We start from the raw sequence: 14,968 nt of genomic DNA, 5'->3' as shown, positions 1-14,968 counted from the left end.
TATCAATTGAAGAGATCGTGTAGGATAAGGCCTACACTCTCCTCCATGTCTAAAATTGGTAACGAAGCAACATGCTCCGACGTCTCCCAACTCTCAATTCAGCAATCGTCATGATTTATTTCATTGCGATTGCGTTTCTTATAACAATCAAAAATAACCTGCTCGAAGACGGTGGCTACCGGATCATGGGCCGGATAATTGGACGTGACGCCACGAGCATCGATTTTCTCTGGCAACTCAGCTTTTTCGCTACCGACCTGTGGTTGTTGTTGCTCGGTATTCCACTGGCCTTGGTGATTCTTTATCGATTCGTTGGAGAAAGAGGTACGACCCGTTCAGTCTACGTATTGGCACTTGCGTCGACTGCCCTGGCCTTCCTCCATATGAATGTATTAGCGTCCACTGGGAAGTTCCTGACGTGGGATCAGATCGCACCTATGTTGGCGTGGGCAAGAGAAAGGCCGAGCAGTATTTTTGAATACGTATCGATTCGGTCACTTTGCAAATTTGCTGCGATCGTTACGACGATTGTCATTTTGTACCATTATCGACATCGTTCTTTATTCGTACGCTTCGATGCCGCCTTTCCGCTAGCAATTTTCTTTGCTGTGACGGTCAGTGCAATCGCCGCATGTGCTGTTCTCATCGACCAAACGCCGCGCGGCCTGTATCACGCTCCAGTCGCTGCAAGGATGGTAACGGAAATATTTGGTAGCGACAGCAGCGCGTCGCTCAGTAAGGATATCGTCGCTGGCAGAATTGACTACACCTGCGAGGGAGATAGCCTACTTACAACCAAGAAGGCTTCTGCCAGCAGCAAGCCCAATATCGTGCTTTTCCTTATGGAAACCATCCCCTACGAACTTTATTCTTTCGGTAAGAAAAAAGGCCTACCGAATATGGAGGCACTCGAGAGCAAGGCATTGGTCGCACAGCAGCATTTTACGACTTACCCTTTTACGAGTTACGCCCGGTTTTCCATTTTGACGGGCCTCTATCCACCCTATCGTTTGGAGAAAACAGTCAAGCTGGACCGGTCCAATCCTTACAGAAGCGCATTCTCCTCCTTGGTTGGTCAAGGGTATGACTTCACCCTGTTTGACCCGGTCACTCATCGTTATCCTGTCGATGACTGGGCCGTGCGGCAGTTAGGCGGTAATGTGGTGTCGACGGACATTGAGAGCGATCCCCTGGCCAAGGACAAGGCCTTGCTTGGTGTGCTCATCGACCGGATCGGTGCAAGCGCAAAGTCCTCCACTCCGTTTATATACGCGTATTTGCCACAACTCACGCATGGCCCTTGGCTTGCTTCCGGCGCAAGCAAGGAAGCATTGTACGAAGAGGGTTACCGACGTCTGAAGACTGTCGATGACAGTCTCGGTGAATTGGTTGCTGCTCTTGAGCGTCATGGGGTACGCGAAAATACCGTTATTGTGCTCACGGCCGATCACGGCCTGCGCACCAGGCAGGAAGCGGGATTTCTAAAAACAGTGGTGCTAAACGAGGCGTCTTATCATGTCCCGCTCGTCATTTATGACCCCCGCTTGGCACATTCCATCGTCATCTCGCGTCCGACCAGCCACGTCGACATATCGCCGACCTTGCATTGCGCTTATGGGAATGCACACGCTCGCATCGAGTCGCAAGGTTCTGATTTGGCCTCAGCCAAGCCGGCGCCTCGGAGCATTCGCTTCGGTGGCGAGTGGTACAACGGAAGTGGCGGTATCTGGTCCAACGGTTCTTTCTATAGCTATAACGCTCAGTTGCGGATGCTGTGGAAAAGTCCGGTGTTCGATTTCGACGAAGGGGGGCCGTTGCAGCGTCTTGAGCCGGAAGCAGGGATCTTGCAACAGTTAGCGCATGCGAATCAGGCGCAGGAGAAGCTCCTTGCAGAGCAGTTTGATATACTGTTGGCGCGAGCACATGAGCATGGTCGCCGGGCCCCAGAAAACTAGCGGCCTACTGTTGCCTATTTGGAGCGGGTGAAGGGAATCGAACCCTCGTCGTAAGCTTGGGAAGCTTCTGCTCTACCATTGAGCTACACCCGCGACTCGACGCATTCTACGCGAGTTTGCGCGGCAGTGACAAGTTTGCATCAATGCCCGCAAAGGTCCGCTTACTTCGGCGGCTCGACCGTATAACCCTTGGCCTGCAGCGTGGCGAGCACGCCTTTCGGGTCCAGGATTTCCTTGATCTGCAACACCGAGAACGTGCTGGCGTTGGTCGCCAGCGCCTTCTCCGCGGCGGCGACCCAGGAGGCCAGCGCGCGCTCGTTCAAGGTCAGCAATTCCGGCTGGGTCTTCGAGAGCGAACTGTTGGTCACGGCTTGCATGCAGGCAGCCCGGTCGCCGTAGTTCAGCTTGCGAATGTCCTCATACTCGCCGATGGCCCAGGCGTTGGCACGCGCGCGCATCATGAGGAGGTCGCTCTCCAGGCGCTCGATGGTCTTGGCCAGGCAGGGGACGTCGTCCATGGGCGACTTCTTGAAGTCGCGTACCGCCTGGCCCGGGTTCTTGACCTGGACGTGAACCGAAGGGTCGGTAATCTTCAGCTGGTGCTTGTCGACGATCTTTTCGATGGTCCTGGTGACCTCGCCGGCATTCGTGAGGCCGGCCTGCTTGAGTGCACGGTCGGACAGCTGGCCGGCGACGAACGCGGGACGTTCGCGCTCGATGCCGTTGTCGTCACCGAAATACACCTGTTTCAGCGTCCGCCAGCGCGCATACACCTCGGGCGGCAATACGTCCTTCAGTTCGGCGCCGTCCGGATTTTTCTTGACCCCGATCAGGAACGGCAGGGCCGTCACGGCGCCCCAGCCGACGCTGACGCCCGAGCCGGGCGGCTTCAGGTATTCCTGGGATTGCGCGATCACCTTCTCGACTTCGCGCGAGCGCCATTCCATCTTGATGGGCAGCGGAGAATACGTGCCGAAGACCCACATCACGTGATCTCCCTTCGAGACCTTCCACAGGCCGGGCCCCGGGCGGCTGCCGGAAACGAGGATGGTTTGCGGTGCAGCTTCCGCGTCGTCCGGCGCCGGTGCGGCCGGTGCGGCCTGTGCGGCCGGTGCCGCCGGCGCGGCGGGCTGCGATGCGGGCCCGGCTTCGGTCTGTGCCAGCACAGGCAAGCTCAGGAAGCACAGGGTCAGCGCGGAGACGAGGCGTTTCAGTGTCAGCATGGTGCATCCTTCGGGTTGTTAGCTGAAGGGTATTGTGTTGCCACAAAGCGATATAAGCAAGAAACAAGATGTTACAAGAGCCATATGTATATTGAATATCACGAATTCTCACTGGGACGCTTGCGCGCCGCCCATGGCCGCAGGACCAGATAGCTCGGCACCGCCGTGCGCGAGGCGCTCGTTGCGCTGATCAATTGCCGACGCAGCAGTAAGGCGATCGCGCGTTGCGCCGTGATGCGCGACAGGCCAGCCTCGAGCGCGATCGTCGCATAGCTGAGCTGTACGGCGCGCCCGCCGGCCGCCTCGATCCGGTGCCACAAATACACGTAGATCAGGAAAGCCGAAGGCGCTTTTTCGTGGCCGACGAGGTCCGGCATCAGCACATCGAGTACATAGGGATCGAAGGTGGTCACTGGCATCATGAAGAGTATAGTCACGATGATTATAGCTGCCCGGTATCCCGTGCGAGAATGCCGGGCAAACAACCAGGAGCGTGCATGATCACCCATATCAAATTCGTCAGCATCCCGACCCGCGACCAGGACGCGGCGCTCGCCTTCTACACCGAGAAGCTGGGCTTTCGCGTCATCACCGACCAGCCCTTCGGCCCCCAGCGCTGGATCGAGCTGCGCGTCGGCGCTTCGGATACGCGCTTTGTCCTGTTCACGCCGCCGGGCCAGGAAGACCGCATCGGTAGCCAGTTCAACGGTTCGCTCGCCTGCGACGACGTCGAGGCGACCTATCGCCAGCTCTTGAGCCGCGGCGTCGAGTTCGTGTCGGAACCGCAGAAGCAGCCCTGGGGTACCTACGCCATCATGAAGGATCCGGACGGCAACCAGTTCGTCTTGTCCTCGTCCTGATCGGCTTGCCGAATCAAGCATCGCGCTTGATAACCCGCCAATTCGCTTGCGGATTGCCGGGTTTTTGACATAAATATTTCCGTACGTCCATCAAGATCCGGCGCCGGCGTCCGTTATCCAGACTGATAGCGCGCTTTGAGCGCGCGCGCCCACCAACACCGGATCCGTCATGAAACTCGTCGCTGTCCTCGCCTTTGCCGCCGCATCGCTGCTGTCCGCCTGCGGCACCGTGCACACGCCCTTCACCCGCCAGGCGCCCGCGCCGCAGCCGGTCATCGTCACCCTGAACGCCACCGGCTACGGCGCCGTCAACACCGCCGCCTGCAATGGCGAGTGCGACCGCGTCTCGCCGGCCCAGCGCAAGCTGCTCGCCATGCGCGCCGCGCGCCTGGATGCCTACCGCGCGATGGCCGAACAGGTGTATGGCCTGCGCGTCGAAGGCGGCAGCACGGTTGGCTCGCTCGCGCTCAAGGACGACAGTTTCAAGGTGTATATTGACGCCTTCATCCGTGGCGCGCGCGTGACGAAAGTCGCCCAGCGCGAAGACGGCAGCTACGAGACGACCGTGGAGATGGATTTCGATACCAATGCGGCCCCCTCCCAGACTCCCCCGCGTGCCACCCAGGCAGTGGCAAAGAACGCGCGCAGCATGGTGGGCAACGCCGGTCCCGGCGCTGCCTATGGCGCCTCGTTCTACCATGCCCAGTAAGCTGGGGCAGTTCGGCGGCGCCCTGCTGGCGCTGCTGCTCAGCTTGTCTATTCCCGTGTGCGCCGCGCCGGCCGAGGCCGAAGGCGTCGCCGCGATCGCCGGCGGCAACCTCGCCGGCGCGCGCCAGGCCGCGATCCGCGATGCGCTCGAACAGCTCGGCCTGCGCAGCGGCGCCCGCGTCGATGTCGCCGCCGGCACCGCCACCCGCGGCAAGACGGTTGAGAGCAGCCGCGTCCAGCCAGCCTTTGACTTCGACCGCTACACGGTGCTGCGCGAATGGCAGACCGGCCAGGTGCTGCACGTGCGCATCGCCGTCAAAGAAGAAGACGCGCGTCCGCGCGGCAGCGTGAATCTCGCCTATAAAAAGAAGATCGTCGTCACGCCTTTCCACGTGCGCCGCTCGCCCCAGCTCGACGACGTCGACGACATCGCGATCCGCCTGCCCCAGGAGCTGCTGCGCCGCATGACGGCCGGCGGCAAGTTCCTCGGCAAGGAAAGTCCGTATGTCATCTCGCCGGGCAGCAAGGGCCCGAGCACGGACACAGCGGCCGTGCGTCGCATCGCCGGCATGTACGAGAGCCAGTTCGTGGTCTCGGGCGAAATCGTCGACGCCGGTAATTTCGACAAGCCGGCGTTCTATGGCCTGATCAACAAGGACGCGCGCCGCATCGAAATCGAATTTTTCGTCCACGATGGGCTGACCGGCGTCCTGCTGGCACGCCGCACGGCGCTGGTGGAAACGGTCGGAGAAAGACGCGTCGGCCGCGATAAACCCTTCGGCAGCGCCAGCTTCGCCGCCACGCCTTTCGGCGGCGCCATCCTGCGCGCGCTCGACGAAGGCATCGCCGGCATCACGGCCGATATCGCGGCATTACCCTTCATGGCCAAGGTGGTGCAGGTGCAGGGCGAACGGATCGTCATCGACGCCGGCAGCACCTCCTCGGTGACGCCGGGCGACCAGCTCGTCGTCTACCGGCTCGACCCGCGCCAGCAGGTGTATGGAGCCGATCCGCTGGTGCCGCTCGGCACCGTGGAGGCGCCGGTCGGGACGGTGTCGATCGTGCAGGTGCAGCCGGGATTTGCGATCGGGACCATGACGCCGCCAGGCGCCGCGCGCCAGGTCAGCGCCGGGGACATGGTGCGCTTCGACGTGGCGGTGATGCCGGGACGGTAAGGCGCTTTACGCCGGCGGTTCTTCCGGCGGCCGTTCCAGCAGCGACTGCGCCAGCTTCAGGCCATCGACCATCACCTTGAACGCCTGGTGTTTCGCCTCCTCGTCCGGCACGCGCAGGATATACGAGGGGTGGTAGACGGTGACGACCCAGCGGTCTTCGTGGCGGATTGCCTTGCCGAGCGACTCGCCCAGCTTCGCATTGCCATTCCCGATGACCGATTTCAGCGCCGTCGCGCCGAGCGCCACGATCACCTTCGGTTTCACCGACGCCAGCTCCTTGTCCAGCCAGTAGTGGCAGGCCTCGACCTCGCGCTGGGCCGGCGTCTTGTGCAGGCGCCGCTTGCCGCGCGGCTCCCATTTGAAATGTTTGACCGCATTGGTCAGATAGATCTCGCGCCGCTCCAGGCCGGCGGCCTCGAACACGCGGTCGAGCAGCTTGCCGGCGGGCCCAATAAAGGCTTTGCCGGCCAGATCCTCCTGGTCGCCCGGCTGCTCGCCGACCAGCATGATCTGCGCCTTCTTCGGCCCTTCTCCGCCTACCGCCTGGGTCGCGTACTGCCACAGGTCGCAGCGCCGGCATTCGTCGAGTTTCGACGGTTGCTGGCGTTCGGGCTGGGCGTCGGCGGGGGCGATCGGGATCGTGGCGCCGCTTTTCCGGCCCACCGCCTGGGCCTGGCCGGTGCTGCGCGCGCCGAGTTCGGCATTGCTGACCATGGCCGGGACGATCGCGCCTTCCGGCAGATTTTTCCAGAAGCGCGACGGAATATGGCTTTGCATCAGCTGGGCGTTGACGCGCGCGGGATTGAAGATGCTGCGGTAATAGGTCAGCCACAGGGCCTCGCCGGCATCGTCGAGGTCGGCCGCGCTCGACATCAGGGGGCCGGTATGGTGCAGGCTCGCGCCGTCCCACATGACGCTGGCCTCGGGCGTGCCGATCATCCAGGTGACGCCGCCCATGCGGTGTTTGAAATGTTCGGCGACCTGGGGCAGCACGTCGTGGCGCGGCTCGAACCAGGCGGCAAATTGCGGCGGACCGGCCTCGATGGGCCGCTCGCGGAATCGGATATAGGCGTGCATGTCGTGCTCCTCGCGGCGCACCGCCTTGACCATCGCATGCAGACGGGCGCCGTCGGCGTCGGCCGGCGACTGCACGTCGTGCTCGCCATGCTGCCAGCGCCAGATCACCCGGTACAGGAAGGCCCAGCGGTCGGGCACGCGGCAGCAGGCGGCGGACTGCAGCATGTCCATCAGCGCGCGAGGAATGTGCGGTGCCGGTTTTGTGGGGGTCAACCCGGCAGGAACATTATCGACAGAAGGGGCAGAGTCCGGCGCACCCGAGAACAGGTCGGCATCGAGCACGCCGACCTGGTTCCAGGTGACCAGTTCCGGCGCCACGTCATGCACCAGCAGTTCGCGCGCGACGGCACGCCACTCGAGAAAGCTGGAGACCACCAGCGGCTGGCCGGCGGCAACCATCGCAACCGCGGCCGCCGCGTTCATGCCGCCTTCAGCTCGGGCCAGAGGTTCATCTGCTCCTGCGGCGCACCGAGGTGGCGCCGCAGCAGGTCGGAACTGGCAAGACCTTGGGCCGGCTTGTAGTCGGCGGTGACGACGAAAGGCGCGATCTTCTTCATGCTGCAGCGCAGTCGCGATAAATCTTCCCAGCGCACCCGGCGCAGGCGGCGCAGGTCGACGATGCGCTTGGCGTTGCGCAGGCCGATGCCGGGCACGCGCGCAATCATCTCGGCGTCCGCGCGGTTCAGGTCCATCGGGAAGTGCTCGCGATTCGCCAGCGCCCAGGCCAGCTTCGGGTCGACGTCGAGCGCCAGGTTGCCGGCGGCCGGCATCAGTTCGCCCGCCGTAAAACCGTAGCCGCGCAGCAAAAAATCGGCCTGGTACAGGCGGTGCTCGCGCAAGAGCGGCGGCGGGGCGAGGGGCACGCTGTCCGGGCTCTGCGGGATCGGGCTGAAGGCCGAGTAGTACACGCGCTTGAGTTTATAGCTGCCGTACAGGGTTTCGGCCGTATTCAGGATGGTCTGGTCGTCGCTGGCGTCAGCGCCGACGATCATCTGGGTACTTTGCCCGGCGGGCGCGAAACTCGGCCCCTTCGGCTCTTCCGCCTTTTCATCGAGCTTGCGCCGGATCGAACCCATCGCCAGTTTGATGGTGTGGACGTTCTTTTCCGGTGCCAGGCGGGTCACGCTGTCGTGGGTCGGCAGCTCGATGTTCACCGACAGCCGGTCGGCATAGCGGCCGGCCTCGGCGATCAGCAGCGGATCGGCGTCCGGAATCGTTTTCAGGTGGATGTAGCCCTTGAAGTGATGGACTTCGCGCAGGGTGCGCGCGACGGCGACCAGCTGCTCCATCGTGTAATCGCTCGACTGGATGATGCCGGAACTCAGGAACAGGCCGTCGATGTAGTTGCGCAGGTAAAAATCGTGGGTCAGCTTGACGACTTCGGCGACCGAAAAACGTGCGCGCGGGACATTCGAGGTGCGGCGGTTGACGCAGTACTGGCAGTCGTAGACGCAGAAATTGGTGAGCAGGATTTTTAATAGCGATACGCAGCGGCCGTCCGGCGTGTAGCTGTGGCAGATGCCCATGCCGGTAGTCGCGCCGATGCCGCCGTCATTGCCGTCGGAAGCACGCTTCGGCGCCCCGCTGCTGGCGCAGGAAGCGTCGTATTTGGCGGCGTCCGCCAGGATTTCGAGCTTGTCGGAAAGTTTCATCGGAGTGGAGAAACTGTATGGGTGTACAGTATAAACCAGTCCGGGTATGGACGACGCGCGGGAGGGTGCAGGGGCGGGACAAAGGCGGGCCAATCAATCCCGGCATCGACTGAACCCGGAACGGCAGCGCACCGTAGGGTGGACTCCCGAGTCCACGCGTTACGCACGGTTGAGCAACCGAAACGGATCACATCAGGCATATGCTGGCGCTCTGCAGTGTTCGTGGTGTGTTCAGGGACACGAACGCGTGGACTCAGGAGTCCACCCTACGTTACTACAATCCGTAATCGGCGGCTGCGTGCACCAGCGCCAGCTCCTCGGCATTCATGCGTGCCGTGATCCGTTTCAGGTAGGGCGCCGCGCCCGGAATGCCGGACGCCGCGGCCCGCGCCAGCCAGTCATGGGCCTCGAGCAGATCGCGCTGCGCCCCCTGCCCGGTCGCACTCATCACGCCCAGGTTGAACTGCGCCCGCGCGTGCCCCTGGCGCGCCGCGCACAGGTACCAGAAGTGAGCGGCCTCGTAGTCGCGTTCGACGCCGTGGGCGCTGTCGTAGCGCAGCGCCAGCGCGAACTGGGACAGGGCATGACCCTGCTCGGCGGCCTTGCGGTACCAGGCCGCGGCCTCGCGCGGGTCGCTCGTCTCCTCGCGTTCGAGCAGCACGCCGACCATGTGCTGGGCCGGTGCATATTCCTGGTCGGCCGCGCGCCGGTACCAGTACAGCGCGCGCGCCGCATCGCGTGCCGCGCCGGTGCCGGCCTCGTGGCGCAGGCCGAGATCGAACTGGGCGCGCAAATGGCCCTGCTCGGCCGCCTGCATCATCCAGTGGGTCGCCTGCGCAGGGTCGTGGGGGACGCCGGTGCCGGCGTCGTACAGTTGACCGAGGTGGTATTGCGCGGCCGGCAGACCCTGGTCCGCGGCTTGGCGGTACCAGTGCGCCGCCTGTGCCGGGTCGCGCTCGACGCCCTGGCCGTGTTCGTAGCGCAGTCCGAGGTTGTCCTGGGCGGCGGCGTGGCCCTGTTCGGCAGCGCGCCGGTACCAGGTCAATGCGGCCGCTTCGTCGCGCGGCACGCCGTGGCCGCTGTCGAAGATCAGGGCGAGGTTGAACTGGGAACTGGCGTGGCCCTGCTGCGCGGCGCGCTGGTACCACTCGACCGCCTGCACGCTGTCCTGGGCGACGTCCTGCCCCTTGTCGAAGCGCAGCGCGAGGTTGAACTGGGCCGGCGCGTGGCCCTGCTGCGCGGCGCGGCGCAGCCAGTCGAGCGCTTGCTCCGGGTCGCGCGCGACACCCTGCCCGCTGTCGTAGCGCAGCGCCAGCGCGAACTGCGAGCGCGCATAGCCCTGCTCGGCCGCGCGCCGGTACCAGGCCAGCGCCTCGGCCTGGTCCTGTGGAATGCCCTTGCCGCCTTCGTACATCATGCCCAGGTTGTGCTGGGCGCCGGGATCGCCCTGGGCGGCGGCCTGGCCGAACCAGTGCAGCGCCTGCGCCACGTCGACGCCGGCGCCCTGTCCCTTCGCGTACAGCCAGCCGAGGTTGTACTGGGCCGGCGCATACCCCTGTTCGGCGGCGCGCCGGTACCAGTACAACGCCTGGGCGTGGTCCTGGGGGACGCCCTGCCCCTTCTGGTACATGACGCCGAGGTTGTACTGGGCCTGCTCCAGGCCGGCGGCGGCGGCTTTGCGGTACCAGTCGACGGCCAGTTCGAAATTGCGCGGCACGCCCTGCCCGTTCACGTACATGAAACCGAGGCTGTGCTGGGCGCTGGCGACGCCGCGCTCGGCCTGTGCCTTCACGCGCAGGAATTCAGCTGTGTGACGCGCGTCCGTGTGGCGTTCGCCGTCACGCAATTCAGGCACGGTCGCGCTGTCCATGGTGGGCGATCAGGCGCTCAGCGCGCGCGGTGGGGGGAAGACGGCCGTATGTCCGGCGATCGGCCCCTGCAGCCGCAGCACGCCGATAAAGTTGGAGAGCGAAATCGGGCGGTGGAACAGATAGCCCTGCATCGTCTCGCAGCCGTTGGAACGCAGGTAGTTCGCTTGCGTCTCGGTCTCGACCCCTTCGGCCACCAGGTGCAGGTTCAGCCCGCGCGCGATCGAGATGATCGCCAGGATCACCGGATAGTGCCCTTCCGCGTCGTGGATCTCCTTGACGAAGGACTGGTCGATCTTCATCGTGTGGATCGGGAACCGGTGCAGGTAAGAGAGCGACGAGTAACCGGTGCCGAAGTCGTCGATCGCAACCGACACGCCCAGCTGGCAGAGTTTGTTCAGCTGCTCGATCGCGTACTGCGGATTGCGAATGCAGATGTTCTCGGTGATCTCGACTTCGATCTGTGCCGGCGAAATCCCGTAGCGCACCAGCGCGCCGCGCATCTTCTCGAAGAAGTCGCCGCGGTCGAGGTATTGCGGCGAGAGATTCAGAGACAGCCGCACCGCCTGGCCGCTGGCCAGGTTCCATTGCAGCATGTCGCGGCACAGGGCGCCGATCATCCAGTCCGAGATCGGCAGCATCAGGCCGTTCTCTTCGGCGAAGGGCAAGAATTCGCCGGCCGACAGCAGGCCGCGCGTCGGATGGTTCCAGCGCATCAGGGCCTCGGCGCCGACGATCCGGCCGCTGGTCGAATCGATCTGCGGCTGGTAGTACATCTCCAGCTCGTTGTGCTCGAGCGCGCGGCGCAGCGCCTGTTCCAGCGCGATCTTCTGATGCGACACGTCGAGCATCGAGTCGTGATAAAAACTGTGGCCGTTCTTGCCCAGCGCTTTGACCTGGTACATCGCGATGTCCGCGTGGCGCAGCAGCTCGTCGATCGACTCGCCGTCGCCCGGGTAGATCGCGATGCCGATCGAGGCCGAGATGTGCACCTCGTGGCCATCGAGGTCGAAGGGGCGGTGCAGGCTTTCCAGGAATTTGTCGGCGATGATGCGCGCGTCGTCGCGGTCGCGCAGTTCCGGCAGCACGATCGTGAATTCGTCGCCGCCCTGGCGCGCCAGCGTGTCGCCCTTGCGCAGGCAGTCTTTCAGTCTGACCGCGACCTGCTGCAGCAGCTCGTCGCCTTTGACATGGCCGAGCGTGTCGTTCACCAGTTTGAAGCGATCGAGGTCGATGAACATCACGGCCAGTTCGGTCAGCTTGCGCTTGGCCTGGATGACGGCCAGGCCGAGGCGGTCCTTGAACAGGATCCGGTTCGGCAGGTCCGTCAGGATGTCGTGGTAGGCCTGGTAGGAGATGACTTCTTCGGCGCGCTTGCGGTCGGTGATGTCGCGCGCCACGCCATAGGTGCCGAAGAACTCGAGCTTCTGCACTTCGCTGTCGGGCACGTGCATGCCGATCGAGTTCAGCGAGATCGTCATCAGGGTGTTGTTGAAGGTGCGGTCGCCGCTGTTACTCCTGGCGCCGCGGCACTTCAGGCGCAGTTCGACGTTGCGCGAGGCGCGTTCGTCGACCCTCCTCTCGTTGAAGACATAGCGCGCGCGCTCCAGGTCTTCGTCGTGCACCAGGATCGAGTAATGCTTGCCGATCAGTTCATCGCGCGAGAAACCGAGCAATTGATAGGCGCGGTCGTTCACGAACGTAAAACGGCCTTCATGGTTCAGCGTATAGATGATGTCCGGCGAGCTGTCGACCAGGTAGCGGTACATCTTCTCGGAGTTTTCCAGCTGCTGGGCGATACGGGTGTTGGCCGAGGCCAGGCGGCGCTGCTCGAGCGCATTCCCCACCGTTTTCATCAGCTCTTCGCGGCTGTAGGGTTTGCGCAGGTAGTCGTAGGCGCCGCGTTTCAGGGCGCCGATGGCGGCGTCGATGCCGACTTCGCCGCTCATCACGATCACGTCGGCGTCGACCGCACGCTCGTTCATGAAATCCATGATCTCGTGGCCGCCGATGTCGGGCAGGCGCAGATCGAGCAGGACCAGGTCGAACCGGCTGCGCGACAGGTGGGCGATCGCCTCGCTGCCGGAGCTGGCCGTGGTGAGATCGAAGCCGCGGTCGCGCAGCAGCTCGTAGAGCGAGGCGAGCAGGCGCGGCTCGTCATCCACCAGCAACAGGCGCGGCAGGTTGACGCTCTCTCCATGCAAGGTGGGCAAGGCCGCTTCCCCACTGGCGCGATACTCGTTCATCATGACCTTATACAGAACCCACAGCGCGCGCCGTCAAGGCCGGCGTTGCGCTGGCGCCGGACCATGCCGGCAGCAGAATTTCAAATGCGGTGCCGCCCCTGCCGCTGCGGCAGGCGATCTGGCCGTTCAGTTTTTTAACCAAACCGTGCACGATCGAGAGACCGAGGCCGCGGTGCGCACCATCCTTGGTGCTGCGTACTTTCGAGAACAGGTTCGCCATCACCTCCGCCGACAGGCCCGGCCCGGTGTCAAGCACGGCCAGTTCGACGTACAGCTTGCGCTCGCGGTGGACAATGCCGCGGTTGACGATCTCGATCTGTCCGCCGCCGCTGCCGGCCAGGGCCTCGACCGCGTTCTTCACCAGGTTGACCAGGATCTGCTTGAGCAGGTCGGCGTCGCCTTCGACCAGGCGCGCATCCTCGCCCATGGCGGTGGCGATCTGGACGCTGCTCGGCACGAACTGGCCGGCGCGGAACAGGCGCACGACATCCTCGACCACCTTCGCCACGTCGAGCGGACGCGGGCCGCCCGTCTCGGGCTTGAGTTCGGCCAGGCCGCCGATCAGCTGGCCGACACGGTCGATTTCTTCGTTCAGCACCGACATTTCGGTGGCGACCGGTTCCTGGCGCGCCAGTTTGCTGTCGAGGACACTCAGGTAGTTCTTGATGATCGACAGCGGGTTGTTCACCTCGTGCACCACGCGGCGCGAGGCTTCGCGGTATTCGTCGGCCACGCTGGCGAGCTGGCGGCGCGCGTTGCCGCGTTCCGAGAGCGCCGTTTCCAGTGCCGTCGCCGCCTGCGCGCCGAAGGACTGCAGGAAGCGCTCGCGCTTCTGGCAGTGCGCGACCTGCCAGGCCTTGACGCCGCCCACCATCACGCCCAGGCAGCGGCTGCCGGCCACCAGCGGCAGGCAGACCAGACTGTCGGTGCCGAGCATGCGAAACAGCTGCTCCTCGGCGATCCCCAGGGGCTGGCCTTCGCGCTGGATATAGGCCGGGCGCCGGTCGAGGGCAGCGGTGGCGACCGGGCCGCCCTTGTTCAGCGGGATCGCGAATTCGGCGATGCGCTGGGTGGTGGCGCCCGGGGCGCCGACCAGCGTCTGCCCGGTCGGGTTCTCGAGCAGGATCACGGTGTTATCGAAGTCGAACAGGATGCGCGCCGAACGCGTCATCGATTCGAGCAGGTCCGATTCTCCCTGCTGGCGGGCGAAGGTCTGCCCCACTTCCGACACCAGCACCAGGTTGCGCACCTCTTCCTGCAGGCGTTGCTGGACCGGGTCGAGCACGGGCGCGGCATAGGCGGGCGGCGTCGGGATGTCGTCGGCGCCGGCCAGGTCGATGCCGAGGTGGACGGCGGCCTTGTCGACCTGGCGCGCGGCGGACACCAGCATGGCGTCGAGTTCTGCGGCATCCAGCCCGCACAGGGCGGCGCCGTCGGCCAGCGCGGCGGCGTCGTCCGGGTGGCTCGACATCAGGTGCGCCAGGCGTACGATGCGGATCAGGGGATGCGCCGATTCCAGGCGCTCGCTCGACTCGTGGTGATACAGCACGGCGTCGGCCAGGAAGGAATCGAGCTGCCAGCGCTCGACCAGCCAGGCGCCGGCTTCGGCGTGGGTGATCTGCAGCGTGCGCTGCTCGACAGCGCACAGGTCCTCGTCGTCGAGCGCGGTGAAGTTAAAGGCGTATTCTTTCGGCGCGGTGGCCAGCAGGGCCAGGCGGCCGACATTGTGCAGCAAGCCTGCAAGATAGGTTTCTTCCAGGTGCGGATAATCCATGCGGCGCGCGATGTCGCGCGCGATCACGGCCGCGGCCAGCGACTTCTTCCAGAAACCGCGCAGGTCGGTGCTGCCCGAGTGCGGAAAACTGTTAAATGTCTGGAAGACGGAGTCGCTGATCACCAGCGTCTTGATCATGTCGGTGCCGAGCGCCATCAGCGACTGCTCGAGGTTCACGCCGCGGCCGGTGCGGTGGTAGGCCGAGCTGCTGGCGACGGCAAGCATCTTGCCCGTCATGCCCGCGTCGTTCGCGATCAGGGCGGCCAATTCCGGCATGCCCAGGTCGTCGGCCTGCAGATGCTCAATCAGTTTGACGAGTATCTGCGGCATGGCCGGCAGCCGGGCAATCAGCAGGCGATTGCGAATATCCTGGTCTGGTTGGTGCATTGTCTCAAGCGACGCCACGGTACGAAGGTTTCGGGGTGGCATT

Annotated in this window: 11 protein-coding genes and 1 tRNA gene; 4 read left to right on the top strand and 8 right to left on the bottom strand. The window is 64.2% G+C overall.

What is annotated here, in order from left to right; all coding sequences use genetic code 11:
* Window positions 1–110 precede the first annotated feature (110 nt).
* A complete protein-coding gene (locus tag LPB04_RS07750; protein WP_193688132.1) occupies window positions 111–1,955 on the top strand; it encodes a sulfatase-like hydrolase/transferase in 1,845 nt (614 codons plus the stop codon).
* 19 nt (window positions 1,956–1,974) lie between these two features.
* On the opposite strand, the gene LPB04_RS07745 is transcribed toward LPB04_RS07750, so the two are convergent.
* The 3 genes from LPB04_RS07745 to LPB04_RS07735 all read right to left on the bottom strand — a co-directional run bounded on the left by LPB04_RS07745 (window position 1,975) and on the right by LPB04_RS07735 (window position 3,600).
* Window positions 1,975–2,048, bottom strand: a tRNA-Gly gene (locus LPB04_RS07745).
* 68 nt (window positions 2,049–2,116) lie between these two features.
* Window positions 2,117–3,178 carry a TraB/GumN family protein gene (locus tag LPB04_RS07740; RefSeq protein ID WP_193688131.1) on the bottom strand — a complete coding sequence of 354 codons (1,062 nt, stop codon included), beginning with the start codon at window positions 3,176–3,178 and terminating at the stop codon, window positions 2,117–2,119.
* A 98-nt stretch (window positions 3,179–3,276) separates the two neighbouring features.
* Entirely contained in the window at window positions 3,277–3,600 is a 324-nt protein-coding gene (locus LPB04_RS07735; RefSeq protein ID WP_193688130.1) for a helix-turn-helix domain-containing protein, read from the bottom strand.
* A 75-nt stretch (window positions 3,601–3,675) separates the two neighbouring features.
* On the opposite strand from LPB04_RS07735, the gene LPB04_RS07730 reads away from it, so the two are divergent.
* From LPB04_RS07730 to LPB04_RS07720, 3 genes are all read left to right on the top strand, one after another.
* Entirely contained in the window at window positions 3,676–4,038 is a 363-nt protein-coding gene (locus LPB04_RS07730; RefSeq protein ID WP_193688129.1) for a VOC family protein, read from the top strand.
* A gap of 169 nt (window positions 4,039–4,207) precedes the next feature.
* Window positions 4,208–4,747 (top strand): LPP20 family lipoprotein, encoded by a 540-nt coding sequence (locus LPB04_RS07725; protein ID WP_193688128.1) that lies wholly within the window; start codon window positions 4,208–4,210, stop codon window positions 4,745–4,747.
* Window positions 4,737–5,921, top strand: a complete 1,185-nt coding sequence (locus tag LPB04_RS07720; protein ID WP_193688127.1) for a flagella assembly protein FlgT middle domain-containing protein — start codon at window positions 4,737–4,739, stop codon at window positions 5,919–5,921. Before LPB04_RS07725 ends, LPB04_RS07720 begins: the two co-directional genes overlap by 11 nt.
* 6 nt (window positions 5,922–5,927) lie before the next feature.
* Here LPB04_RS07720 and LPB04_RS07715 read toward each other — a convergent pair whose 3' ends face one another.
* The 5 genes from LPB04_RS07715 to LPB04_RS07695 all read right to left on the bottom strand — a co-directional run bounded on the left by LPB04_RS07715 (window position 5,928) and on the right by LPB04_RS07695 (window position 14,925).
* Window positions 5,928–7,421, bottom strand: a complete 1,494-nt coding sequence (locus tag LPB04_RS07715; RefSeq protein WP_193688126.1) for a UdgX family uracil-DNA binding protein — start codon at window positions 7,419–7,421, stop codon at window positions 5,928–5,930.
* Entirely contained in the window at window positions 7,418–8,650 is a 1,233-nt protein-coding gene (locus LPB04_RS07710) for a putative DNA modification/repair radical SAM protein (protein ID WP_193688125.1), read from the bottom strand. Before LPB04_RS07710 ends, LPB04_RS07715 begins: the two co-directional genes overlap by 4 nt.
* Before the next feature lie 274 nt (window positions 8,651–8,924).
* Window positions 8,925–10,520, bottom strand: coding sequence for a tetratricopeptide repeat protein (locus LPB04_RS07705; protein WP_193688124.1), 1,596 nt, complete (start codon window positions 10,518–10,520; stop codon window positions 8,925–8,927).
* A 9-nt stretch (window positions 10,521–10,529) separates the two neighbouring features.
* On the bottom strand, window positions 10,530–12,764 hold the full coding sequence (locus LPB04_RS07700) for an EAL domain-containing response regulator (protein ID WP_193688891.1): 2,235 nt from the start codon (window positions 12,762–12,764) through the stop codon (window positions 10,530–10,532).
* Between the two features lie 7 nt (window positions 12,765–12,771).
* On the bottom strand, window positions 12,772–14,925 hold the full coding sequence (locus LPB04_RS07695; protein ID WP_227496656.1) for an HDOD domain-containing protein: 2,154 nt from the start codon (window positions 14,923–14,925) through the stop codon (window positions 12,772–12,774).
* Window positions 14,926–14,968: the final 43 nt, after the last annotated feature.

The sequence above is a fragment of the Massilia litorea genome, from assembly GCF_015101885.1.
Lineage (GTDB): Bacteria > Pseudomonadota > Gammaproteobacteria > Burkholderiales > Burkholderiaceae_D > Telluria > Telluria litorea.
Note: the sequence above shows the minus strand (reverse complement) of the source record. Positions and strands in the feature narration are given on the sequence as shown.

Excerpts from the sequence above, each read along its gene's own strand:
- LPB04_RS07715 (WP_193688126.1), bottom strand. The coding sequence starts at position 7,421 with ATGAACGCGGCGGCCGCGGTTGCGATGGTTGCCGCCGGCCAGCCGCTG.
- LPB04_RS07735 (WP_193688130.1), bottom strand. The coding sequence starts at position 3,600 with ATGATGCCAGTGACCACCTTCGATCCCTATGTACTCGATGTGCTGATG.
- LPB04_RS07750 (WP_193688132.1), top strand. The coding sequence starts at position 111 with ATGATTTATTTCATTGCGATTGCGTTTCTTATAACAATCAAAAATAAC.
- LPB04_RS07710 (WP_193688125.1), bottom strand. The coding sequence starts at position 8,650 with ATGAAACTTTCCGACAAGCTCGAAATCCTGGCGGACGCCGCCAAATAC.
- LPB04_RS07740 (WP_193688131.1), bottom strand. The coding sequence starts at position 3,178 with ATGCTGACACTGAAACGCCTCGTCTCCGCGCTGACCCTGTGCTTCCTG.
- LPB04_RS07700 (WP_193688891.1), bottom strand. The coding sequence starts at position 12,764 with ATGAACGAGTATCGCGCCAGTGGGGAAGCGGCCTTGCCCACCTTGCAT.
- LPB04_RS07730 (WP_193688129.1), top strand. The coding sequence starts at position 3,676 with ATGATCACCCATATCAAATTCGTCAGCATCCCGACCCGCGACCAGGAC.
- LPB04_RS07725 (WP_193688128.1), top strand. The coding sequence starts at position 4,208 with ATGAAACTCGTCGCTGTCCTCGCCTTTGCCGCCGCATCGCTGCTGTCC.
- LPB04_RS07705 (WP_193688124.1), bottom strand. The coding sequence starts at position 10,520 with ATGGACAGCGCGACCGTGCCTGAATTGCGTGACGGCGAACGCCACACG.
- LPB04_RS07695 (WP_227496656.1), bottom strand. The coding sequence starts at position 14,925 with ATGCACCAACCAGACCAGGATATTCGCAATCGCCTGCTGATTGCCCGG.
- LPB04_RS07720 (WP_193688127.1), top strand. The coding sequence starts at position 4,737 with ATGCCCAGTAAGCTGGGGCAGTTCGGCGGCGCCCTGCTGGCGCTGCTG.